Source organism: Paraburkholderia sp. J94, assembly GCF_905220285.1.
GTDB classification, from domain to species: domain Bacteria; phylum Pseudomonadota; class Gammaproteobacteria; order Burkholderiales; family Burkholderiaceae; genus Paraburkholderia; species Paraburkholderia tropica_A.
The window spans coordinates 98,436-122,452 of record NZ_CAJMZH010000002.1 but is presented as its reverse complement, the minus strand read 5'-3'; the positions used below and the strand labels follow the sequence as shown (position 1 = coordinate 122,452).

General features: G+C 64.8%; 20 protein-coding genes. 9 read left to right on the top strand and 11 right to left on the bottom strand.

Going from position 1 to position 24,017, the window contains the following annotated elements; all coding sequences use genetic code 11:
- Positions 1 to 264 precede the first annotated feature (264 nt).
- Positions 265 to 1,665 (bottom strand): PLP-dependent aminotransferase family protein, encoded by a 1,401-nt coding sequence (locus U4Y88_RS03930; RefSeq protein ID WP_310632440.1) that lies wholly within the window; start codon positions 1,663 to 1,665, stop codon positions 265 to 267.
- A gap of 191 nt (positions 1,666 to 1,856) precedes the next feature.
- On the opposite strand from U4Y88_RS03930, the gene cyoA reads away from it, so the two are divergent.
- From cyoA to cyoD, 4 genes are read left to right on the top strand one after another with little or no spacing between them, the layout of a single operon-like run.
- Positions 1,857 to 2,897 (top strand): ubiquinol oxidase subunit II, encoded by a 1,041-nt coding sequence (gene cyoA / locus U4Y88_RS03925; RefSeq protein ID WP_415774388.1) that lies wholly within the window; start codon positions 1,857 to 1,859, stop codon positions 2,895 to 2,897.
- 6 nt (positions 2,898 to 2,903) lie between these two features.
- Positions 2,904 to 4,895, top strand: coding sequence for a cytochrome o ubiquinol oxidase subunit I (cyoB, locus tag U4Y88_RS03920; protein WP_310632439.1), 1,992 nt, complete (start codon positions 2,904 to 2,906; stop codon positions 4,893 to 4,895).
- A 3-nt stretch (positions 4,896 to 4,898) separates the two neighbouring features.
- Entirely contained in the window at positions 4,899 to 5,507 is a 609-nt protein-coding gene (gene cyoC / locus U4Y88_RS03915; protein WP_310632438.1) for a cytochrome o ubiquinol oxidase subunit III, read from the top strand.
- Positions 5,504 to 5,875, top strand: coding sequence for a cytochrome o ubiquinol oxidase subunit IV (cyoD, locus tag U4Y88_RS03910; protein WP_224011434.1), 372 nt, complete (start codon positions 5,504 to 5,506; stop codon positions 5,873 to 5,875). Before cyoC ends, cyoD begins: the two co-directional genes overlap by 4 nt.
- A gap of 92 nt (positions 5,876 to 5,967) precedes the next feature.
- Here the strand turns inward: cyoD and bfr are convergent, their stop codons facing one another.
- The 4 genes from bfr to U4Y88_RS03890 form a co-directional block, all read right to left on the bottom strand.
- Positions 5,968 to 6,444, bottom strand: coding sequence for a bacterioferritin (gene bfr / locus U4Y88_RS03905; protein ID WP_224011435.1), 477 nt, complete (start codon positions 6,442 to 6,444; stop codon positions 5,968 to 5,970).
- Positions 6,445 to 6,609: 165 nt separating this feature from the next.
- Positions 6,610 to 7,893, bottom strand: a complete 1,284-nt coding sequence (locus tag U4Y88_RS03900; RefSeq protein ID WP_321782376.1) for a helix-turn-helix domain-containing protein — start codon at positions 7,891 to 7,893, stop codon at positions 6,610 to 6,612.
- Between the two features lie 218 nt (positions 7,894 to 8,111).
- Positions 8,112 to 9,230, bottom strand: a complete 1,119-nt coding sequence (locus U4Y88_RS03895; RefSeq protein WP_321782374.1) for an NAD(P)-dependent alcohol dehydrogenase — start codon at positions 9,228 to 9,230, stop codon at positions 8,112 to 8,114.
- A gap of 41 nt (positions 9,231 to 9,271) precedes the next feature.
- Positions 9,272 to 10,744, bottom strand: coding sequence for a benzaldehyde dehydrogenase (locus U4Y88_RS03890; protein ID WP_321782372.1), 1,473 nt, complete (start codon positions 10,742 to 10,744; stop codon positions 9,272 to 9,274).
- A gap of 300 nt (positions 10,745 to 11,044) precedes the next feature.
- Here U4Y88_RS03890 and U4Y88_RS03885 point away from each other — a divergent pair, with 300 nt between their 5' ends.
- Complete coding sequence (locus U4Y88_RS03885; protein WP_224011439.1) at positions 11,045 to 11,233, top strand: CsbD family protein; 189 nt, start codon at positions 11,045 to 11,047, stop codon at positions 11,231 to 11,233.
- Positions 11,234 to 11,348: 115 nt separating this feature from the next.
- On the opposite strand, the gene U4Y88_RS03880 is transcribed toward U4Y88_RS03885, so the two are convergent.
- From U4Y88_RS03880 to U4Y88_RS03855, 6 genes are all read right to left on the bottom strand, one after another.
- Positions 11,349 to 12,677 (bottom strand): type II toxin-antitoxin system HipA family toxin, encoded by a 1,329-nt coding sequence (locus tag U4Y88_RS03880; protein ID WP_321782370.1) that lies wholly within the window; start codon positions 12,675 to 12,677, stop codon positions 11,349 to 11,351.
- Positions 12,677 to 13,219: a helix-turn-helix transcriptional regulator gene (locus tag U4Y88_RS03875; RefSeq protein WP_321782368.1), complete on the bottom strand. Its 543-nt coding sequence runs from the start codon at positions 13,217 to 13,219 to the stop codon at positions 12,677 to 12,679. The genes U4Y88_RS03880 and U4Y88_RS03875 overlap by 1 nt, the downstream gene beginning before the upstream one ends.
- 144 nt (positions 13,220 to 13,363) lie before the next feature.
- Entirely contained in the window at positions 13,364 to 14,305 is a 942-nt protein-coding gene (locus U4Y88_RS03870) for a phosphatidate cytidylyltransferase (protein ID WP_310633294.1), read from the bottom strand.
- Between the two features lie 3 nt (positions 14,306 to 14,308).
- Entirely contained in the window at positions 14,309 to 14,926 is a 618-nt protein-coding gene (locus U4Y88_RS03865) for a lysophospholipid acyltransferase family protein (RefSeq protein ID WP_310633293.1), read from the bottom strand.
- Positions 14,919 to 15,566: a CDP-alcohol phosphatidyltransferase family protein gene (locus U4Y88_RS03860; RefSeq protein WP_321782366.1), complete on the bottom strand. Its 648-nt coding sequence runs from the start codon at positions 15,564 to 15,566 to the stop codon at positions 14,919 to 14,921. The genes U4Y88_RS03865 and U4Y88_RS03860 overlap by 8 nt, the downstream gene beginning before the upstream one ends.
- Before the next feature lie 297 nt (positions 15,567 to 15,863).
- Positions 15,864 to 16,820, bottom strand: coding sequence for a hypothetical protein (locus U4Y88_RS03855; RefSeq protein WP_321782957.1), 957 nt, complete (start codon positions 16,818 to 16,820; stop codon positions 15,864 to 15,866).
- 136 nt (positions 16,821 to 16,956) lie between these two features.
- On the opposite strand from U4Y88_RS03855, the gene U4Y88_RS03850 reads away from it, so the two are divergent.
- The 4 genes from U4Y88_RS03850 to U4Y88_RS03835 all read left to right on the top strand — a co-directional run bounded on the left by U4Y88_RS03850 (position 16,957) and on the right by U4Y88_RS03835 (position 23,996).
- Positions 16,957 to 17,814, top strand: coding sequence for a M15 family metallopeptidase (locus tag U4Y88_RS03850; protein ID WP_321782955.1), 858 nt, complete (start codon positions 16,957 to 16,959; stop codon positions 17,812 to 17,814).
- 293 nt (positions 17,815 to 18,107) lie between these two features.
- Complete coding sequence (gene tssM / locus U4Y88_RS03845) at positions 18,108 to 22,052, top strand: type VI secretion system membrane subunit TssM (protein ID WP_321782364.1); 3,945 nt, start codon at positions 18,108 to 18,110, stop codon at positions 22,050 to 22,052.
- The gene (gene tagF / locus U4Y88_RS03840) at positions 22,049 to 23,059 is read left to right on the top strand and encodes a type VI secretion system-associated protein TagF (RefSeq protein WP_224011446.1); all 1,011 of its coding nucleotides are present in this window, start codon (positions 22,049 to 22,051) and stop codon (positions 23,057 to 23,059) included. Before tssM ends, tagF begins: the two co-directional genes overlap by 4 nt.
- The gene (locus tag U4Y88_RS03835) at positions 23,043 to 23,996 is read left to right on the top strand and encodes an OmpA family protein (RefSeq protein WP_321782361.1); all 954 of its coding nucleotides are present in this window, start codon (positions 23,043 to 23,045) and stop codon (positions 23,994 to 23,996) included. Before tagF ends, U4Y88_RS03835 begins: the two co-directional genes overlap by 17 nt.
- Positions 23,997 to 24,017: the final 21 nt, after the last annotated feature.

The window sequence follows — 24,017 nt, the reverse complement described above, 5'->3', positions numbered from 1 at the left end:
GCGTCATGAAAAACGAATGACCGTGCTAATTAAAGGGGCATCGAAATTCGCTGTCCACTGCATTGTTTTCATGAGGAGCTTGCAGAAAGTGCATGGGACGAAGGCCGACGGGTGCGCGTCGCGCTGGGAGCGAGTCCTGATGCGGTTTGCAAGGCGTGGGGAGGCGCGCAGCGCGGGGGCAGGCCGCGCGCCCGGACACGCGGGCGGCGATCCGCCTGTGGCGCGCGCGCAGCAGGCGGCGCAGGCGAGACCGCGCGCGCCGGTTTAGACGATGACTTGCGCGTGCGCCGAGCGATTGCTCGCGAGCAGCGTGGAGAGCCGCCGCAGCGCGGCCTGAAGTTGACTGCGCTCGGCAGTGGCGCCCAGCGAGATGCGGATCGCGTTCGCCGTGCCGGGCCCTTGCTCGAACGCCGTCGATGGCGCGACGGCGAGGCCTTCGATATTCGCCGCCGCCGCGAGGTCGCGCGCCTGCCAGTAGCTCGGCAGCGCGTACCAGAGATGGATGCCCGCGCCCGCCGACGAACCGAGCATCTGCGCGGCCATGCGCTGGCGCTCGTGCGCCTCGGCGCGCACGCCATCGAAGATGCGCGCGGCCGTGCCGTCGCCGATCCACTGCATCGCGAGCGCGTTCGTGAGCGGCGCGGCCATCAGCGAAAACGTGCGCAGCGCCGCCAGAAAGCGCGCGTGCGAGGCCACGTCGGGCATCACGAGGAAGGCCGTGCGCAAGCCGGGCGAGAGCGTTTTCGAGAGCGTCGAGAGATAGCAGACCTGCGAGGGCGCGAGGCGCGCGAGCGGCGGCGGGGCGTCGGGGGCGAAGCGCCAATAGGGATCGTCCTCGACGATGCGCACGTCGTAGCGCGCCGCGACGCGCAGGATCTCGCGGCGGCGCGCCTCGGGCATGGTCGCCGCCGTGGGGTTCTGCAAGGTCGGATTGAGATAGAGCAGCCGCGCGCCGTGCGAGCGGCAGGCGGCTTCGAGCGCGTCGGGGCGCATGCCGTCGGCGTCGGTGTCGATGACTTCGAGGCGGCGGCCCAGTTGCGCGACGGCATGCGGCAAGCCCGGATAGAGCAGCGGCTCGGCGAGGATCGTGTCGCTCGGCGAGGTGAAGGCGACGAGCAGCGCCGCCAGCGCGGCCTGCGCGCCGGGGCAGACCGCCACGCGCGCGGGATCGACCGCGCCGAGCGCCGGCGCGAGCCAGTGCGCGGCGGCCGTGCAGTCGGCCGCGCCGCCGCCGCCGACGTGATAAGTCATCAGCAGATCCGCGTCGCTGCGCAGCAGCAGGCGCGAAAGCCCTTCGCGCAGGAGCGCGTTGGTGTCGATGCCCACGGGCGGCGGCGGGATGTTCATGCTCAGGTCCACGCGCTGCGCGAGTTCCGCGCGCGGCGCGGACACGAAGGTGCCGAGCGGCCCGCGCGCCTCGATCAGTCCGCGCCGCCGCGCCTCGTTGAAGGCGCGCGTGACGGTGGTGAGATCGACGCCGAGCAGGTTGGCCAGCCCGCGCTGCGCGGGCACGCGGTCGCCGGGCGCGAGCGTGCCGTCGGCCACGGCGCGCTCGATGAAATCGACGAGCTGGAGGTAACGCGGACCGCTGCCGCGCGTGAGCGCCGACGCCCACGGCGAGGCGGCGTGATCGGATTCGGAATCGTGCTCGATGGGCTGCGTCATTGACCTTGCGTCATCCTGACGCACCATGTATGTATCATGTCTTACTCTAGCATGCGGACACGAATCGCGTAAATCCATACATATAGTGCATGTATGGCCACTGCCGCGGCGGAGCCTGACCAAAGCGGCGAGGCATTCCGGGCACGCGCTGTATCGACGGGTTTGCGCGTTCGTCAACCCTGGAACCCGACATGCGCCAATCCCTTTCTCGAAGAGGACCGTCCTTTGAAGGCGGCCCGCCGCAGCCACACTCCACCCACACCTCCCGTTTTCACCCGCCCACAGGTCAACCGTTACGCCAATCATTACGCGCGGCCGCAACGTTCGCCGCGAGCGGCGCGCTGGCCTTGCTCGGCGGTTGCAGCTCCGTGCTGATGGACCCGAAAGGCGACATCGGCGTGCAGGAAAAGAACCTGATCCTGATCGCGCTCGGCCTGATGCTGCTGGTGGTGATTCCCGTGATCGCGCTCACGCTGTGGTTCGCGTGGCGCTACCGCGCGTCCAACACGGACGCGACCTACGCGCCGAAGTGGGCGCATTCGACCACGATCGAAGTCATCGTGTGGTCGATTCCCTGTGTGATCGTGCTCACGCTCGGCGTGCTGATCTGGCGCACGACGCACTCGCTCGATCCGTACAAGCCGATCGAATCGCAGACGAAGCCGATCCGCGTGGACGTGGTCGCGCTCAACTGGAAGTGGCTGTTCATCTATCCCGACTACGGCGTTGCGTCCGTGAACCAGCTGGCGATTCCGGTCGACACGCCCGTGTCGTTCCGTCTGACCGCCGAGTCGCTGATGAACTCGTTCTTCATTCCGCAACTGGGCAGCCAGGTCTATGCGATGTCGGGCATGGAAACGAAGCTGCATCTGATCGCGAATGAACCCGGCGTCTACGCGGGCCGTTCGGCCGCCTTCAGCGGACCGGGTTTCTCCGACATGCACTTCGACACGCTCGCCACCAGCCGCGCCGACTTCGACGCATGGATCGCCCGCGCCAAAGCCTCGCCCACGATGCTGAGCCGCGGCGCCTACGAGCGCCTCGCGATCCCCGGCGAAAAGACCCCCGTGACGCTCTATTCGAACGTCGCGCCGGGCCTGTTCGAAGGCGTCGTCGACAAATACATGCGCGACGTTCACGGCAACCCGATTTGCGGCACCGGCGCGAACGTGCCGGCGCTCACCCTCGAACGCAGCGGCGCGCGCGCGCCCGCCATCCTGGCAGCGGAGTAATCACACATGTTCGGAAAACTCACGCTCGATGCCGTACCCTGGCACGAGCCGATCATCATGGGCACCGGCGCCGTCGTGGCGCTCGGCGGCCTTGTCCTGCTCGCCGCGATCACGTTCGCGGGGAAGTGGGGCTATCTGTGGCGCGAATGGCTGACCTCGGTCGATCACAAGCGCATCGGCGTCATGTACATCATTCTCGCGATCGTGATGCTGCTGCGCGGTTTCGCCGACGCGATCATGATGCGCGCGCAACAGGCGCTCGCTTACGGCGACGCGGCCGGCTATCTGCCGCCGCATCACTACGACCAGATCTTCACGGCGCACGGCGTCATCATGATCTTCTTCGTGGCCACGCCGCTGATTCTCGGACTGATGAACGTGGTCGTGCCGTTGCAGATCGGCGCGCGCGACGTCGCGTATCCGTTCGTGAATTCGCTGTCGTTCTGGCTCTCGGTCGTGGGCGCGATTCTCGTGATGGTCTCGATGTTCGTCGGCGATTTCGCGGCCACGGGCTGGGTGGCGTATCCGCCGCTCTCGGAACTGGGCTACAGTCCAACGGTGGGGATGGACTACTACATCTGGTCGTTGCAGGTGTCGGGTCTGGGCACGACGCTCTCGGGCATCAACTTCATCGTGACGATCCTGCGCATGCGCGCGCCGGGCATGAAGCTGATGATGATGCCGGTGTTCGTGTGGACCGCGCTCATCACCAACATCCTGATCGTCGCGGTGTTTCCGGTGCTCACCGGCACGCTCGCGCTGCTCACGATGGACCGCTATCTCGACATGCATTTCTTCACGAACGAGCTTGGCGGCAACGCGATGATGTATATCAACCTGATCTGGGTGTGGGGCCACCCCGAGGTGTACATCCTGATCCTGCCCGCGTTCGGCGCGTACTCGGAAATCATCGCGACGTTCTCCGGCAAGCCGCTGTTCGGCTACAAGTCGATGGTGTACGCGACGTCGTCGATCGGCATTCTCTCGTTCTTCGTGTGGCTGCATCACTTCTTCACGATGGGCTCGGGCGCGAACGTGAACGCGTTCTTCGGCATCATGACCACGGTGATTTCGATCCCGACCGGCGTGAAGCTGTTCAACTGGCTGTTCACGATGTATCGCGGCCGCATCCGCTATCACAGCGCCACGCTCTGGACCATCGGCTTCATGGTGACGTTCGCCGTGGGCGGCATGACCGGCGTGCTGCTGGCCGTGCCGGGCGCGGACTTCGTGCTGCACAACTCGCTGTTCCTCGTTGCGCACTTTCATAACGTGATCATTGGCGGCGTGGTGTTCGGCTGCCTCGCGGGCATCAGCTTCTGGTTCCCGAAGGTGTTCGGCTTCACGCTCAACGAGTTCTGGGGCAAGGTCTCGTTCTGGTGCTGGCTGATCGGTTACTGGCTCGCATTCACGCCGCTCTACATCCTCGGCTTCGAAGGCATGACGCGCCGCATGAACCATTACGAAGTGGCGTCGTGGCATCCGTGGCTCGTGGTGGCGCTGGTGGGCGCGGTGTTCGTCGGCCTCGGCATTCTGGCGCTGATCGTGCAGCTTTACGTGAGCATCCGCGACCGCGATTTGAACCGCGACGTCACCGGCGATCCGTGGGATGGCCGCAGCCTCGAATGGTCGACCTCGTCGCCCGCGCCGTTCTACAACTTCGCCGTGATGCCGAAGATCACCTCGATGGAACAGCACTGGGACAACAAGGAAGCCGGCACCGCGTACAAGCAGGCCGAGCACTACGAAGACATCCACATGCCGCGCAATACGGGCGCGGGTTTCATCATCGCTGCGTTCAGCCTGCTGTTCGGCTTCGCCGCGGTGTGGCACATGTGGCTGTTCGCGGCGGCGGGGCTCATCGGCATGATCGTGACGTTCATCGTGCGCAGCTATGACCAGGACGTCGATTACTGGGTGCCGGCGGCGGAAGTCGCGCGCATCGAAAACGCGCGCTTCGCGCAGCTCGCGGAACTGGACATCAAGGAGGCTGCGTAAGTCATGGCGCACGCTGCAACGACACATCACGGACACGCTCAAGATCACGGCCACGGCGACAACACCAAGACGACGCTCGGCTTCTGGATCTACCTGATGAGCGACTGTCTGATCTTCGCGACGCTGTTCGCCACCTTCGGCGTGCTCGCGAACGCGACGGCCGGCGGTCCCGGCGCGAAAGAACTGTTCGAACTGCCTTATGTGCTAGGCGAAACGCTGCTGCTGCTCGCGAGCAGCGTGACGTTCGGCATGGCGATGCTGAACCTGCACGCAGGCAAGCGCGCGCAGGTGATCGTGTGGCTTGCGATCACGTTCGCGTTCGGCGCGGGTTTCGTCGGCATGGAAGTGAACGAGTTCGCGAAGCTCATCGCCGATGGCGCGGGTCCGCATACGAGCGCGTATCTCTCGGCGTATTTCACGCTGGTCGGCACGCACGGTCTGCACGTGACGGCGGGTCTGCTGTGGATCGCGATCATGATGCACCAGACCTTCAAGTTCGGTCTGACCGACACGATCCAGCGCCGCCTCGCGTGCCTGAGCCTCTTTTGGCACTTTCTCGATCTCGTGTGGATCTGCGTGTTTACCTTTGTCTATCTGCGAGGTGTGCTGTGAGCCATTCTCATGTTAATCATGCGGCCCCGCAGAGCGGCCACGGCAGCTTCAAGGGCTACATGATCGGCACGGTGCTGTCGCTCGTGCTCACGCTTGCGTCGTTCGGCGTGGTGATGTTTCATCTCGTGCCGCCCGCGATGGGGCTCGTGGCGATCGTCGTGCTGTGCGTCGCGCAGCTCGTCGTGCAGCTCGGCTACTTTCTGCATATCGGATCGTCGCGCAGCCAGCGTGCGAACACCGGCATCTTTATTTGCACGGCATTTCTGATTGCGGTGATCGTCGGGTTGTCGCTGTGGGTCATGCACAACGCGAACGTCAACATGATGCCGACGCATATCAGCGTCGAGCGCGCGATGGCGCACGATTGAGGCGATCGCGTTCGATTACGTTCGATCGCGAATTCTCGAATAAAAGCCCCGCGCGGTGCGAGCCGCGCGGGGCTTTTTTATGCGTCGCTGAATCAGCTAACCGAGCCGATGCTCGACTGCTGATAATTCTGAATGCCGATCTTGTCGATCAGGTCGATCTGGGTTTCGAGCCAGTCGATATGATCTTCGGTGTCGTCGAGAATTTCGACGAAGATTTCCCTCGACACGAAGTCGCTCACCGATTCGCAATACGCGATGGCTTCCTTGCATTGCGCCTGCGCGATGCGTTCGAGCTTGAGATCGCATTCGAGCATTTCGCCCGTGCTTTCGCCGATCAACAGCTTGCCGAGGTCTTGCAGATTGGGCAGGCCGTCGAGCATGAAAATGCGCTCGATCAGCTTGTCCGCGTGCTTCATCTCCTCGATCGATTCGTCATATTCATGCTTGCCGAGCGCGGTCAGCCCCCAATGTTTGTAGAGGCGCGCATGCAGGAAATACTGATTGATGGCCGTGAGCTCGTTCTTGAGTTCGGCGTTCAGATATTCGATAACCTTCGGATCGGCTTGCATGAGGTTCTCCTGACCGTGTCGGTGGGCGCGTGGGCATACCAGGAGGATAGACAGTCGGCGCGCCGACCGCGCGAACGACGGCGTCAACCAGAATTATTCGCAGTTACAGCCTGAATTGTCGGCCAGCATCACGTCCGTTCACGCCGACCTGGCACCGATGATTCGTCAATCGGTGCTGCCTGTCGCGTCATCGTTGAACATGCCGGTTTCGCGCAACTGCTTCAGCCGCGCGTAGACGGTCGTGCGCGAGATGCGCAATTGCCGTGCCACGGCGGCCACGTTGCCGTTGTGGTCGAGCATCGCCTGCTGCACGGCGCCGAGCGTGTGTTCTTCGAGACTTGCGCCGGTTTTAGCGGCGGTTTTGTCAGCGGGCTCAGCCGCTTCCCGCGCGCCGTCTTTCGGCACCGCTCCGGCAGGGGCGGCATGACCGGCATGTCCTGCGTAATCGGCATGATCGCCGAATCCGGCCCCCACGCGCCGCGCCGTGCTGCGATTGAGCGGCGCTCGCGCATATTGCATCCACACGTGACTGCCGTCCGCGCGCGCGATGCGCTGCGGACCGCGCTGGGGTTTGAGCAGACGTCTGAGCAGGGCGGGCGGCGCGTCGTCGAAGAGATCGTGCAGCGAGACACCCGGCAACGGCGCGCCGTAAGGCAAGCCGAGAATGCGCCGCGCCATGCGGCTCGCGGCGCGCAAATCGCCGTTCTCCTCGACGGCCAGCACGCCCGCGAGCGGCGTGGCGAGCCAGCGCGGATCGTGCTGAACGCGCAGCAAATGACAGCCGCGCAAAGTCGCGAATAAACGCTGTTCAGCCGCGAGCGCGGCCAGCCGGAACTGCTCCTTGACCTGCGCGAGATCGCGCTGGCCCGTGCCGGTGAGATCGAGCGCGCCGATCACTTCGCCATGCAGCCCGAACAGCGGCACCGCGAGGCAGGACACGCGCTCGAACTGATCGAGATAATGTTGGCCGTTCGCGACCGTCACCTCGATGCCTTCGTGCAGCACGCAACTGGGCGCCGTCGTGCCGATATGCGATTCGAGGATGCGCCGCCCCGCGATGATCGGCAGGATCAGATCGTCGTCGCAGGCGGGGCTGCGGCGCGCGTGCACGACGGTGCCGTGCGGATTCACGCAGAAGATGGTCCAGTCGTCGCCGCCGAAGGCGTCCCAGAGCTGCTCGATTTCATCGACGATGCAGCTATAGAGCCGCCGGTCTTCGTGCGATTCGCGCACGCTGCGCGTGCCCTTGAGCAACTCGTACTCGGGCGCCTGCCGCGGCAGCACGCCCGCGTCGCGCGAACGCGCCCAGGAGCGCGCGACCGATTCGGGCAGCAGATCCGGCATGAGCGCGGCGGGCAGTTGCTCGCCGTCGCCGAAACGCTCGCGGGCCGAATGCAGCCGCGCGAGCGCGCTGGCCTGCACGGTTTCCGGCGCGGACTTGCGATTCATGCGGGCTCCCGTCGTGGCATGGGGTGAAGCAACAAGGGTGGTGCGAAAACGAAAGGACGGGCGGCGCGGCGCGTTGGGGTGCAATGAGGGGCGCCATGCCGTCCGTCCGGGCCTGCGCCGCGCGCGGGGCGCGGCGCAGGCGGGCTCATGCGAGGATACCGCAGCCGGCGCGCGCCTGACGTCGCGCCCGCAGTCACACGCTGCAACGTATGAGAACGTCAGGCGTGCGAGAAACGCAGGATCGGCTTGAGCGTGACGCCGCGCGTGCTGTCTTCGGCGGCCTCGTTGATCTGCTCGACCGGATAGAACTTCACGAGCTTGTCGAACGGAAAACGCCCTTGCTGATACAGCTCGACGAGTTGCGGAATGAAGCGTTGCGGAACGCTGTCGCCTTCCACGATGCCGCGAATCGTGCGGCCGTTCAGCAGCAGGCTGTTGATGTCGAACTCGGCCTTGGTGCCGAGCGGCGGCGCGCCCACCACGCCGATCGCGCCCAGCGTGCCGAGCGATTCGATCGCGCTCGACAGCACCGGCGCAATGCCCGTCGATTCGAGCGCGAAGTTCACGCCGCCGCCCGTGATCGCGCGGATCGTCTCGACCACGTCGACTTCGCGGCTGTTGATCGTGTGCGTCGCGCCCAGTTCCTTCGCGAGTTCGAGCCGCGAGGGCACGATATCGACGGCGATGATGGTGGTCGCGCCCGCCACGCGCGCGGCCATCACCGAGGAGAGGCCGACCGCGCCCGCGCCAAAGCTCGCGAAGCTGCTGCCCGGCGTGACCTTGAGCGAGTTGATGACGGCGCCCGCGCCGGTCTGGATGCCGCAGCCGAGCGGCCCGAGCAGTTCGAGCGGCGCGTCTTTCGACACTTTGATCGCGTTGTTTTCGCGGGCGAGCGCGTGGCTCGCGAACGACGACTGCGCGAAGAAGTGGTCGTGCAGCGGACGGCCTTCCTCGTCTTCGATGGCGGTGTGGCCGTCGAGATCGGCGCCGCCGAAGTTCAGGCCGAAGAAGTGGCTGCAATACGCGCCGTGGCCGCCCGCGCAAGGCTGGCAATGTCCGCACGCGCCATAGGTCAGCACGACGTGATCGCCGGGCTGGAGGTTCTTCACGCCGGGGCCGACCGCTTCGACCACGCCCGCGCCTTCGTGCCCGAGCACGGCGGGCAGCGGCACGGGATAGTACTGGTCGCGCACGATCAGGTCGGTGTGGCACAGGCCGGTGGCCACCACACGCACCAGCACTTCGTCGTCTTTCGGGCCGCGCAGGCGTGCTTTCTGGATCGTGAACGGCTCGCCTTTGCCGCGTGCGACGGCTGCCGTGACGGTTGTCGTACTCATGTTGCGTCTCCTTGTGTCGATGGCTTCGATCGTGTCGAGGTTCAGATCGGGTAGAGCGGCGCTTCGCCCTTGACCGTGAGCCATTGCCATTGCGTGAATTCTTCCCAGTTCGCCGGGCCGCCGATGCTCGTGCCGTTGCCCGACGCGCCCACGCCGCCGAACGGATTGATCACTTCGTCGTTGACGGTCTGATCGTTGATATGCAGCAGGCCCGTGCGCAGCCGCTCGCCCATGCGCAGCGCACGGCCCACGTTCGACGTGACCACGGCCATCGATAGTCCGTACTCCGTATCGTTGGCGAGCGCGACGGCTTCGTCGTCGCTATCGAATGGCACGACCACGGCCACCGGGCCGAAGATTTCCTCGTTGAATGCGGGGTTTTGCGCGGTCACGCCGCTCAGCACGGTCGGCTCGAAAAACAGGTCGCGGAAGCCGCCGCCCGTTTCGACGCGCGCGCCCGCGTCTTTCGCGGCGGCCAGCACGCGCGCGACGTGATCGCGCTGCGCGGCGTTGATGATCGGGCCGAGCGCGACGTTTTCGGTGGCCGGGTCGCCGACCGTGAGGCTTCGGGCCTTCGCGACCAGTTTTTCCACGAAACGATCGTAAATCTTGCGCTGCACGAGCACGCGGCCCGTCGCCATGCAGATCTGCCCCTGATGCAGATACGCGCCCCAGGCGGTGTTGGCGACGGCCAGATCGAGATCGGCGTCGTCTAGCACGATCAGCGAATTCTTGCCGCCCAGTTCGAGCGAGACCTTCTTCAGATGTCGACCGGCCGCCTCGCCGACCTTGCGGCCCGCGCCCGTCGAACCCGTGAACTGGATCATGGCGATGTGCGGATCGCTCGTGAGCGCCGCGCCCGCCGCGCCGTCGCCGGGCAGCACGTGCAGCACGCCCGCGGGCAGGCCCGCGAGTTCGAACAGACGCGCGATCGCGAAGCCGCCGCAAACCGAGGTGCGCGGATCGGGCTTGAGCACCACGGCGTTGCCGAGCGCGAGCGCGGGCGCAACGGCGCGCATCGCCAGATAGAGCGGGAAGTTGAACGGCGAGATCACGCCGACCACGCCCAGCGGGCGGCGGCGCGCGAGCGAGAGGCGGCCGGGCACCGAGGGCAGCACTTCGCCCGCCGAGCGCGAGGGCAGCGCGCTCGCCTCGTGCAGCGCCTTGACGGTCGCCTGGGTTTCGAAACCCGCCTTGCCGCGCGTCGAGCCGCTTTCGCGCACGATCCAGCCGGCGATTTCGTCGAAGGCGTCTTCGGCGAGGCGCGCGGCGCGGCGCAGCACGGCGGCGCGTTCGTCGTAGGGCAGCGCGGCCCACGCCTGCTGCGCGTCGAACGCGGCCTTCGACGATTCGGCGACCAACGCGGCGTCGGCCATGCCGATGCTCGCGAGACGCTTGCCCGTAGCCGGTTCGAGGACGTCGGCGCTCGCGGTGCCGTCGCGCCAGGCGCCGGTGAAGAGGCGGCCTTGCCAGACGTCGCTGTCGAGAATGCGGGGGGAAGAGGTGACGCTCATGCTGACTCCTTGAAACCTGGAACCTGGAAATGGGGGGCGGCGGTATCGACGGCACGCGCCATCGACGCAACGACGCGAGGTTAAGGAATGAGGGCCAGCGTCACAATCGGGAATTGTTCGCGTCCCGCAAGGCCCCGTCGCGGCGGGGCCGCGCGCGGTAAAGCGTTCAGTTACTGAACACCGGGGCGGATGGCGGGCTGAACACCGCGCGCGTCACGCAGGGATCGCGCGGCGTCGGGCACGGCGCGTGCGATAACGAAGGTGTCGCGACGCACCGTCGCTTCTACGTGGAGATGCACCATGAACAAGGACCAGGTGAAGGGCACGGCAGAAAAGATCAAGGGCAAGGTCAACGAAGCAGTGGGCCGCGCCACCGACAACCCGCAGCGCGAACTGAAGGGCGACATGCAGCAGGCCGCCGGCCAGGCGCGCAAGAATATGGGCGACCTGAAGGAAGCCGCGAAGGATATGACCAAGCGTCATCACTAAGCGCGGCTGCGCCACGACAACCTTCGCCGCCGCGTTTCGCGGCGGCATCTTTATCCGCGACGGCGCCGGTTTCGGCGTCGTCGCTTTTACGTCCGCTTTTTCATCTTTTCGTCGATCAGCCGCCCAGCACCCGCGCGAGCCTGCGCATGCCCGCGAACACGGCATCGGCGACATCGAGCGGAAATTCCCGCGGAATCCGCGCGCCCACTTCGTCGATGACGCGTTCGGTCTGCGCCACGACCGTCGCCATCATTTCCTCGACCTGATCGATTGAAAACCCCACACGCTGACCTTGCGCGATCCAGTGACGCGGCAAGATCTGCGCGATGCGGTAATGCGCGTTGCGTCCGCGCACGGCCATGGCGAGGCTCGCGCGCTGCGCGGCGACCTGATTGCGGCCGCGCCCGATGATCGGATGCGCGGAGAGCACGTCGTAAAGCGGCGTCGCCGTGTAACGGCTACCAGGCAGATGCGCGATGCTGAAATTCTTGGCGTGGCCGTCGGTGGCGGCGAGCAGCCAGAAGATCATCTGCGCGAGAAAGAAGTGGCGACGGTCGTCCGCCGCGCGCACCGAGCCGCCGAGCACCGCCATCACGGCGTCGATGCCGGGGCCGCCATCGGCTTCGTATTTGAGCAGGCCCGGCGTGCCGGTCGCCTGGCACAGATCCTCTTGCGGCAGCCGCACGATCCAGCGGCCGTCGCGCGACAGGCGGCGGTCGAAGCGCTCGACCACGAGCGCCTTCACGTCCTCGAATTCGGCGATTTCGCAGGGCGCGATCGGCAGGCCGAACGCCGCGACGATCTGCGCGCAGAGCCATTCGTTTTCGACCGAAGTGCGCATATCGGCGCGCATGTTGCCGACGAGACCGAGCGGCAGCTTGAGGATGTGCGTGGTCGGCGTGCTGCCCGTGGGCAACAGCCACTGGCCGTCATGCCAGAGCAGCGCGGTTTTTTCCTGCGCGCCGGCGATCGACAGACGCAGGTCGCCGACGGCGTCGTGTTCGGCGGCGTGCGGCGTGGCCGTGGTGTCGCGCAGCAACTGGGCGATGGCGTTCTCGTCGAGCGGACGTCCTTCGATACGCTCCAGATCGACAGGCGCCTCGCCCGCGGGCAGCAGTTGCAGCGCGCCCACGCAATCGCGGCCGAGCACGGCCAGCAGTTCGAACGGCGTGGTGCCGCCCGTGCGGTAACGCGTGGCGATGCGGCGGCGGATGCGTTCGCTGTCGGGCAGCAGATTGTCGAAGTAATCGGTGACGATCTCGCCGCGCAAGGGCTGATTGCCAGGCGTAAACGGTAGCGAAAGCGACAGCGGGCGGCCTTGCTCGTCCGCGAGCCAGCTTTCGGCATAGGCGAGCCGCTCGACGCCGCGCACGATTTCCCAATGCCCGACCGGCAGGCCGTTCATCCAGAGATCGAGGCGGTTGGCGAGGCGTGGACGCGCCATTACCAGTCCTCCCGCTTGCGGGGTTTCGCGGCGGTTTGCGTTTTACGCGGCGGGGTTGGGGCGGATTTGGGTGCTTGCTTCGCGGGCGTGGCTTTCTTGGCTTTCGTGGCTTTTGTCGTCTTCGTGGCTTTTGCTGCTTTCGCAGGCGTCACGCCGCTCGCGCTTGCCGGGGCGGCAGGGCGCTTTTTCGGCGTGACGGCCTGGGGCTTCGGTTTCGTATTCGGCTTCGTATTCGGTTTCGCTGATTTCGCCGCTGTGGCGCTTTTCTTCACGGCGGCGGCACGCGGTTTCGACGGCGTTGCGCGCGGCGCAGACACCGTGTCGGGCTCGCTGGAGAACAGGCGCATGTCGACGCTCAACAGGCGCAGGACGCGAAAGAGCCGCTCGACGCTAGCAGCGCCGGGATTGGCTTCGAAAGCGGCGTAGCTTTGCTGGGAGATGCCGAGCCGCTGCGCGACCTTCTCCTGGGTGAAGCCGTTTTTTTTGCGGAAACCCAGCAGCAGAGGGCGCAACTGGCTGATGGTCTTGAGCGGATAGTCCACGCGAAGCTCCGAAACCGATGACGCGGCGGATGACATATCCACAGTCTATAAGCTGTAAATGCAAAATACAACCTTAAGGCTGTAAATGCAAAATACAGCCTATAGGCTGTATCGCGCGGGCGCAAGCGAGCGAGCCCGCGCGCTTCAGCAGCCGGGCGGCACGAAGAAATAACGGGTGAGGTGGAAGAAGATCGGTGCGGCGAAGCAGATGGAATCGACGCGGTCGAGCATGCCGCCGTGGCCGGCGATCATGACGCCCCAGTCCTTCGCGCCCATCGAGCGCTTGACGGCGGAGAGCACGAGGCCGCCGACGAAACCGCCGATCACCGTGACCGCCGACATCAGCACGGCCTGCCAGAGATTGAATGGCGTGAGGCCGTGGAGCAGGGTGCCGAGCCCGATGGCGAGCGCGCCGCCGCCGATCAGCCCTTCCCAGGTTTTCGACGGGCTCACGAGCGGCGAAAGCTTGTGCTTGCCCCACAGCTTGCCGCAGACATACTGGAACACGTCGCTCGACTGCACGACCAGCAAAAAGAACAGCAACAGCGGACCGTTATTGCCGAAGTAATGCGGCAAGGGCAGCAACAGCAGCGCGGGCGCATGGCTCAGCGAATAGACGCACACCATCAGCGCCCACTGGATCTTCGCGTTGCGTTCGAGAAACTCGGCCGTGTCCTGCGCGAATGCAGCGGCCGCCGCGAGCACGAAGAACATGTACACCGGCATGAAGATCGCGAACAGGCCGTACCAGTTGAGCGCCACCAGCAGAAACTGAACCGGCAGCGCGACGTAATACGCCAGCACGAGCGACCAGTAATCGGCGGGCTTGGTCGGCGTGAGCGTGATGAATTCGCGCAGCGCGAAGAACGCGCAGATGAAGAACAGGAACAGCGTCGCATAGGGGCCGAGCCAGAGCGCGGCCGTGACCACGGCAATCATGACCCACCACGCCGAGATGCGCTGGTTCATGTTGACGATGGTTGCGTTGCCCGCGCCCAGTCGCGCGCGCAACACCGCACCGACCAGCGTGAACACGCAGAGCAGGGCGAGAACGCCGATGATCGTGATCCAGAAAACGTGCGGCATCGCTTATCCCCGTACCGATTCTTGAAGGTGGATGACGGCCTCGCGCGCCGTGGCCAGGAAGGTGTCCTTGTCGAGCGTTGCCGCACCGGGCACGGTATCGCCGAACGAGACATGGCAGTTGATCGGCACCGGCAACAGCTTGCCCTTGGGCATCGCGCGCACGAGATCGGACAGATGCACGGGCACGAGCCGCACCTCGGGAAATTCACGCGAAAGCCAGTACAGGCCGCTCTTGAACGGGCCGATTTCGCCGGTCGCGCTGCGCGTGCCTTCCGGGAAGATGATGATCGACCAGCCCGCAGTAAGCGCGTCGCGCACGGCCTGCAACGGATCTTCGCCCGCCGCGCCCTGGCGCGTCACGTAGACCACGCCGAGCACGCGATTGGCGATGAAGCGGCGCATCGGCGTGGCGTCCCAGTAGTCGCGCGCGGCGGCCGGGCGCACGCTCGCGCGAAGGTCCGGCGGCAGCGCGGCGAGAATCGCGAGCGTATCGACGTGGCTCGAATGATTCGCGAAATAGATGGTCTGGCGCGCATCGGGCGGCGTGCTCGCATAGCGTCCGCGCGCGCCCACCACGAGCCGCACGACGCCGAGCAGCCAGCGCTGCATCACGTTACGCATGACGGTTTTCCTCCGTGGTCTGCTGCTGCGCGTGCAGGTCCTGCACGAGCGCGCGCGTGCGCGTCACGCAGGTCAGCGCGCTGCCGGCGGCGATTATGACGAGCGCGATGAACAGGCAAACGTGCTGGCGATGCAGCCAGGTCTCGACCATCGTCGCGGCGCAGGCGAGCGTGAGCACGGCCATGCGATGCTGCTTGGCCATCGGCCCGATGAAGCGCTGCGGCACGCCCACCGAGCCGCCGAACACGCGCACGTAGGCCGTGAGCGCCGCGAACAGCGCGGCCGCCCAGCCGAGCCACGGCACGCTGGCCGCCACGCCCGCGGCCACCAGCAACAGGCTGTCGGCGACGCGGTCGGGAAACTCGTTGAAGATCGGCCCGACGATCGACTTCTTGCCGCCTTCGACGGCCACCAGTCCATCGACGACATTGCACAGCAAGCGCAACTGGATGCAGACGATCGCCGCGATCATGGCGGCGATGCTCTCGGGATTGAGCAGCGCGAGCGCGCCGATGAACGCGAATACTGCGCTCGCGCACGAGATCTGGTTGGGCGTGACGCGCGTGCCCGCGAGGAATGAGGAAAGCGCGACGATTGCCGCGTTGGAACGCGATTTGATCGGGCGTCGATTGTCGTCCATGAGGCGTCTGGGTGCGGTTGAGTGGATCGGGACCGGCGCGTTATACCGAGGTCGGAGAACTCATGGTGCGCTATCGAGAGAAACTTTGCGCGTGGGCAGGATCGATGCAGCAATCCTGACATACTTGGCTATGATACAAAAGTGCGCTAATTTGCATTATGTTAAATACTGAAGAATGCAGCATGATGACGGGGTTCTGCTATCACCAGCTCAATCAGATCGCACGCATTACATTTAGCATGCCGAAGAATCCAGTGATTCCCCGGCATGCGGATAAAGCGTGCGTGGCTCGTACCGTCAATGCTCGTTGTTGGCGCGTGCCGTCGAAGGACACGCGGGATCTTTGCCCCAATGGCCGTCGCAAACGCGCCAGCGGCACAGTTGATCCTCGAAGAATCCGCGCTCGCCGCAAGCCTTGACCTGTTGCGCGAGCGACGCGTTGCCCGCCGCGGCGGATTTGCTCCCACGCGAACTGGCCTCGCGCTTCGGATCGGCGGGCTTGGTGCGCGCCACCAGCACGGCGAGCAGATCCGCGTCCGAGTCATCCTTCTTCGACGCCTCGTGATGCGTGGTCTTCTTCGATTGCGCGACGCTCGTCTTGCTTTCCTGTCGATGCGCATTCGCGGTTTGATGCTTCGCGTCGGCGCTCTCGTGTTTCGACTTTGCGGCGCCCTTTTCCGGCGCGGCGCTCGACGGCGCCACGGCGGCAACGGCAGGCGCGCTCGCCGGGCCGTCGTGAGCCCCGTCGGACAGCGCGCGCGACAGACGGTCTGCGTCGTTGCCGGGCGCCGAGGCTGCGTTGTCCGCCGCCGGCTTGGCGCTATCGTCGTCGGCGACGATCGTGGCGGCTTGCGAGGCCGAAGCCGCCTCCGGCGCGTTCTGTGCGTTCTGCACGTTTTGCGTACTCGCCACGGCATGCGTCGCGCTGGCCGCCGAAGCGATCATCGTGGCGCTCGCGATCGTGCCGGCCGTTGCGGGCGCACCCGATACCGCGGACGGCGTGCGAGTCATCAGATGCCAGGCGCCAAACGCGCCGGCGCCGACCACGAGCAGCGCAACGAGCGCGGGCGCTTTCGAGGAGCGCTGCTGTTTGTTCGCGGGCGCCGCGGGCGGCACGACGCGCCCTTCGAGGTTCGCGAGGATGCGCGAGCCATTGGGCGCGCCATTGGCGGCAGGCGCGCCGGCCGGCTTGCCGGGACCGTCGGCCAGCAGGCTGGGTGGAGCTTTAGGGCGGGAGTTGTCCGGCACACTCATTAGAGTCTCATTCGAATCGTGCACATTGAATCAGGCCATTTTCGACGTAATAATACGTGTCGGCCCGACTTCGGGCAGGCCTGATTCTAAAATCAAGCATTACAAAAAACAATTGCCTCAGTTCTCGGGGTCGCTTTTGGTTGCCATTGCACTCGTCGCCTATTTCGCCATTGCCGTTCTGATCGCGGCTTTACTGTTGTTGCCTGCGGTAAGAGCCGCTGTTTTCGGCGGCGTATTCAATTTGCATAATTCGATTGCAAAGCGCGCTTCAGCACGTGCAATGCAAGCGCGTAGTCACGTTGGTAAGTCGGCAAAAAATTCTATATCGGCGATTTCATTCCTGCAAAATTTGCTGATTAAGCGGCGCTTGCTGATTTTGGTGACGACAGGTATTCTTGCGACGCCGCCGCTGATTGCAATTGCGCTTCGCGGCCACCAGTTATTCCAATACGATGACACGCTTCGGGCACCCGATGAAAAAATCTCGGCGTTGCTCAATGGCGAGCAGCTTGTACCGCCGCCGCCCTTGCCGCCCGAAGTGTTCGCCACACGGGAGGTCGAGCAGATCCGGCCCGCGCTGGTCGATGCGAGCCGCGACTGGAATCTGCTCGATGCGGATTTCCGTACGCGTCTTTTGCTCGTCTATAAAATCATGCACGAGCAATACGGTTACGACATGGCTTTGCTGGAAGGTTATCGCAGCCCCGATCGGCAAGACCGTCTGGCAAAACTGGGTGGCAGCGTGACCAATGCCGCGGCGTTTCAAAGCTATCACCAATACGGTCTCGCGGCGGATAACGCGTTTTTGCGCGACGGCAAGCTCGTCATTTCAGAAAAAGATCCCTGGGCCATGCGCGGCTATCAACTCTACGGACAGGTCGCCGAGCAAGTCGGTCTGACGTGGGGCGGCCGATGGAAAATGATGGATCTCGGGCACGTCGAATATCACAAGCCCGGTTTTGTACTCGGGCGCAAGCCGCCCGGCATGAAATGACGCAATGGTGTAACCGAATGCGGATACACATAGACGCATATATGCATTTTGGGCCGATGCAGGACGCAATGCGGACAATAAAGAGGATGTTATGGGGCGTTCTTTCAATATCTTGCGCCGCGCGCCGCATTGGCCGCGCCATTCCCTTTCCCATTTCTTGCCAACGCGGCGCCATGCCTGAGCGCCGCGTTCGCGCGCGCCCATGCGCCCTGCCCGCGTGACGCCGCCGCGCGCGTCGCGCCTCGCAACGAATCACCAGAACAGCACACAAAGCACCAGGACCTGACCGGCTTATGCAACGCATCCTCAACGTGTTGACTCACAGGCGCACGCTTTCCATCATCGGCTTCATCGCGCTCGCCGCCGTGTTGTTCATCGCAGCCGACACGCTGCAGATCGGGCTCATCTGGGTCGGCGTCGTGCTCGGCGCGCTGCTCGCGATCTGGCTGCTGGTGTGGATCGTGCGCCGCATCCGCGTGCATCGCGCGAACCGCAAGCTCGGCGACATGCTCGAACAGCAGGCGCAGGTCGAAAGCCCTGCCGCCGTCGCCGCGCGCGGCACCCAGGCCGAACTCGATGCGCTGCGCACGCGCCTCGTCGACGCGGTCAAGACCATCAAGTCCTCGAAGATCGGCCAGATGTCGGGCGGCTCCGCGCTGTACGAACTGCCGTGGTACATCGTGATCGGCAATCCGGCGGCCGGTAAAAGTAGCGCTGTGCTGAACTCGGGCCTGCAATTTCCTTTCGCCGATAAAAAGGAAGCCATCGTTCACGGCATCGGCGGCACGCGTAATTGCGACTGGTTCTTCACCAATGAAGGCATTCTGCTCGACACGGCCGGCCGCTATTCGATTCACGAGGAAGACCGCGGAGAATGGCTCGGCTTTCTGGGCCTGCTCAAGCGTTTCCGTCCGAAGGCGCCGATCAACGGCATCATCGTGACGGCCAGCATCGCGGAACTCACGGGCAGCAAGCCCGAGTTCGCGATCGACCTCGCGAAGAACCTGCGCCAGCGCGTGCAGGAACTCACCGAAAAGCTCGAAGTGTTCGCACCGGTCTACGTGATGTTCACGAAGGTCGACCTCATCACGGGCTTCACGGAATTCTTCAGCGGCAGCGAACGGCACGAATACGACCGCGTGTGGGGCGCTACCCTGCCCTACGAACCCGACGAGAAGCGCGACATCGTCACGCTGTTCGACGACCGCTTCGAAGAACTGTATGACGGCCTGAAGGAAATCAGCATCGCGCAGATGTCGATGAGCCGCGGCAACGCGCTCACGCCGGGCCAATTGAGTTTTCCGCTGGAATTCTCGACCATCAAACCCGCATTGCGCGCGTTCCTCGCCACGCTGTTCGAAAACAATCCGTTCCAGTACAAGCCGATTTTCCGCGGCTTCTATTTCACGAGCGCATTGCAGGAAGGCGAAACCAATAGCGCCGCCGCGCAACGCATCGCCAATCGCTTCGCGCTGTCCGCCGACGGTCTGCCCAAGCCGCAAGCCGCGTTCTCGAAGAACGGCTTCTTCCTGAAAGACCTGTTTTCCAAGGTGATTTTCGCGGATCGCCACACGGTTCGCCAGTTCGCGAGCCCCGCGAAAACACGTCTGCGCTACGCCACGTTCTTTGGCGTGGTGGCCGCGCTCGCCCTCGCACTCGGCGGCTGGACGTGGTCGGCGATCAACAACCAGCAGCTCGTCGCGAACGTGCAGGCCGACCTCGACAACGTCGAAAAGCTGCAGCAGAACCGCAACGATCTGCAATCGCGCCTGCAGGCGATGGATATTCTCGAGGATCGCATCGATCAGCTCGAACAGTTCCGTCACGACAAGCCGCTCGCGGTGTCGCTCGGTCTGTATCAGGGCGACCGCCTCGAACAGCATCTGCTCGAGGAGTATTACAACGGCATTCGCCAGATCATGCTCACGCCGGTCTCGCAGAATCTCGCTTCGTTCCTCAAGGACGTCGACGCGCATCCCGACCAGCTCGCGCCGATGACGCACGCGCCGGACTCGGGCGCCGTGCCGGTTTCCGCGCACGCCGCGATGGCGAACACGAGCCAGGGCGGCCTCTATAGCGACGCCTCGCCGAGCAGCGTCGAAGACGCGTACAACGCGCTCAAGACCTACCTGATGCTCTCCGACAAGCGCCACGTCGAGACCGCTCACCTCACCGACCAGATCGCACGCTTCTGGCGCGGCTGGCTCGAACAGAATCGCGGCAACATGCCTCGCGACGAGATGATCAAGAGCGCCGAGCGCATGATCACCTTCTATCTCGCGCGCGTGAACGACGACGACTGGCCGATGATCGACGCGAATCTCGCGCTCGTCGACCAGACGCGCGAAAACCTGCGCCACGTGGTGCGCGGCATGCCCGCACGCCAGCGCGTGTATGAAGAGATCAAGGCGCGCGCCTCCACGCGTTTCGCGCCGATGACGGTCGCGCGCATCGTCGGCGACGGCAACACGAGTCTCGTGGCGGGCAGCTACGCGATTCCGGGCACCTTCACGCGTGAAGCGTGGTTCCAGTATGTGCAGCCAGCGATCCGCGACGCCGCCACCAAGGAACTGCAGGCGAAGGACTGGGTGCTCAACACCTCGGCCGCCGACGATCTCACGCTCGAAGGCAGCCCCGAGCAGATCCAGAAAACGCTCGTCGGCATGTACAAAACGGAGTACGCGCAGCACTGGCAGAAGTTCATGCAGGGCATCGCGGTGCAGGACTTCGGCACCTTCGGGCAGGCCGTCGACGCGATGAACCGTCTCGGCGACCCGCAGGATTCGCCGATCCGCAAGATCCTCGAAACCGCGTATGACCAGACGTCGTGGGACAACCCGTCGCTCATGAACACGAGTATCAAGCGTGCGCAGAGCGGCATCACGGGCTGGTTCAAGAATCTGTTCTCGCGCGCGTCGAGCGGTCCGCTGCAGGCCAACATCGACATCAACGGCAATCCGATCGAGCTGCCGATGGGACCGATTGGGCAGGCGTTCGCGGGCCTCGGCCGTATCGTCGTCACGCACGACAACGGCTCGATGCTCAAGGGCTATATGGATTCGCTCTCGAAGGTGCGCACGCGCTTTAACACCATCAAGAATCAGGGCGATCCGGGACCGGGCGCGCGCCAGCTGATGCAGCAGACGCTCGACGGCAACGGTTCGGAACTCGCCGATTCGCTGAAGTTCGTCGACGAGCAGATGCTTACCGGCCTCACCGACGATCAGCGCAAGGCACTGCGTCCGCTGCTCGTGCGTCCGCTGATGCAGGCGTATGCGGTGGTGATCCAGCCGGCCAGCGTCGAAGTGAACAAGGTGTGGAATGCGCAGGTGTATCAGCCGTTCCAGGCGTCGCTCGCGAACAAGTATCCGTTCGCGGGCACGGCGAAGGTCGAAGCCGGTGCGAGCGAAATCGCGCAGATGTTCGGCCCGGACGGCGCGATCTCGAAGTTCGTGAGCACCACGCTCGGCCCGCTCGCGGTTCGTCGCGGCGACACGCTGTCGGCCCGCACGTGGGGCGACATGGGTCTGTCGCTCACGCCTGATTTCACCGGTAGCTTCGCGCGTTGGGTCGCCCCGCTTGCGGGCGGCGCAGCCGGTGCGAACGGCGGCGCGAGCGAACCGCAGACCGTGTTCCAGATCCTGCCGCAGCCGTCGAGCGGCACGACCGAGTACACGATCGCGATCGACGGCCAGCAGCTTCGTTATCGCAACACGCCGCCGCAATGGACCAACTTCGTGTGGCCGAATCCGGCGGGCTCGCCGGGCGCGACGCTCTCGGCGACCACGTTCGACGGCCGCACGATCCAGCTCGTCAACGAGCCGGGCCGCTACGGTCTCGAGAAGCTGATCAACTCGGCGCAACGCAGCCGCCGCCCGGACGGCACGTTCGACCTCACGTGGACGCAAGGCAGCGTGACGGTGTCGGTGAGCATGCGCATCATCAGCACCTCGCAGCCGACCGCGGCGAGCGGCGACGCGCCGCAACAGCAAGGTCTGCGCGGCGTGCAGCTGCCGTCGTCGATCGCCAGCGTGGGCACGGCCGCGAATCCGAATGCGGTGAATCCGGCCGCGCCTGCGAACGCGTCGAACGCATCGAACACGGCGAACACGGCGAACACGGCGAACACGGCGAACACAACGAACGTGAGCGCGGCGCCCGCCACGAGCGCGCCGCAAGCGGCAACGACGACGGCCAATGCAGTGAGCGCCAACAACAACGCGGGAGGTGCGCAATGACGCAAACCGTTCAGGCGCAGATCGCCTATTTCGGCAAGATCCCTTCGCGCGGCGACTTCGTGAAAAGCGGACACAATCCGCAGCTGCTGCAAACGCTCGATCGCTGGATCGCGCAAGCGATGGAACTGCTCACCGACGATCCGCGCTGGAAGATCGTCTACGAAGAAGCGAAGCCGATGCACTTCGCGTTTCTCGGCTCGCAAAGCAAGCTCGCGATCGCGGGTCATATGGTGGCGAGCCACGATCAGTCGTCGCGGCGCTTTCCGTTTCTCGCGGCCACCGCGCTGGAAGTCGAGCAACCGCTCGCCTTTCTAGCACGCAGCCCGCTCGCGTTCGCGCGTCTCTGGTCGCGCGTTGCCGCGCAGATGCAGCCGCTGCTCGGACCGAGCGAACCCGCGGGCGCACTGCAATCGCTCGGCGAAACGTTCGTGCCGGTCGATGTGGGCGGCACGGGTAATCCGCACGACGGCACGTTCGCCGACTTCGTCGAACATCAAACGCTCTCGGGCCTCGAACAGATGCTGCTCGCCAGCGGCCATCCGGTGCGTTTGCGCGGTGCGATGCTCGCGCTCGGCTCGCTGTTGCGTCCCGTGATGGAGAGCGGCGCGGCCCATCTCGAACGCGGCCTCACGCTGCCGCTGCCGACCGATCCGTTCTATCGCAGCCTCGTCGCCGCGTTCTGGCTCGAACTGATCGCGCCATTCGTTTCGAAGGCCGATTTCGAACTGGCGATTTTCATCGGCACGATTGCGCAACGCGAACGTCTCATCGTCGGCTTCAATGGCGCATCGGCGAAGACCTTGCACAGCGTGGTCGATCCGCAAACCTACGCAGCCCACAATATCGACATCGACGATCCCGAATGGATCGACGATCATGCACAAAGCGACCATGGCATCAGCAAACTCGTCAGCTACCTCGACCAACCGCAACTGTCGCTGCGCGTCTCGATCGACACGTTCCGCGAGGCGTTTATCGGGGAGCCGGTCAATGGCCGCCGTGCTTGATTCGCGCGCGCGCCGCGCGCTGGCGGCTGCGGTGACGCTGGCGTTCTGTGCCGCCACTACGCCCGTTTTCGCCGACGACGGCAGCCCCGCTCGCGTGACGCCGATCGACAACAGCGGCTCGCAGATTCGCACGACGGTCCTGCCCGGCTCGGCGTCTTCGTCGACAGGCCAGGCGAATGCCGCGCCCGCCGCTTCGGGTACGCGCAGCGCGGTGACGTCGACGCCCGCGCCGATGGACAACGCGCCGGGCCAGGTCGTGGTGGGCGGCAAGGTGCCCGACGAAGCCACGCACGCGGCTGTGTTGCAACGTCTGCGCGATACGTATGGCGCAGGCAATGTGGTCGATCAGATCGAAGTGGGCGATGTGGCGACGCCGCCGAACTGGTCGTCGAATGTGCAGAAGCTGATTGGCGCGCCGCTCAAGCAGATTCATAAAGGACAGCTGAAGATCGACGGCACGCAGATCGACGTGCGTGGCGAAGTGGGCAACGAAGCGCAGCGCCAGCAGATCGCGAGCGATATGGCGAATGCGTTGAATCCCACTTATACGATTCGCAATGGATTGCGTGTGAGCGCGTCCGAACAGGGTCTGCTCGATCAGACGCTCGCGAACCGCACGATCGAATTCGAAACCGGCAGCGCGACGCTCGCGCCGGAAGGTCGCGCGATTCTCGATCAGATGGCCGCTGTGTTGGCAAAGATGAATACGCGTACCGTGGAAATCATCGGTCATACCGACAATTCGGGGAATCGCGCTTCGAATATCGCGTTGAGCCAGGCGCGTGCCGATGCGGTGAAGGGTTATCTCGTCGCCAAGGGAATTTCGCCGCAGCAGCTCACGACCAATGGCGTGGGCCCCGATCAGCCGGTGGCGTCGAACGATACTTCAGATGGGCGGGCGCGGAATCGGCGTATTGAGTTTCGTGCGGGGATTTGAGTGTTGATGGGCGGCGCGGGG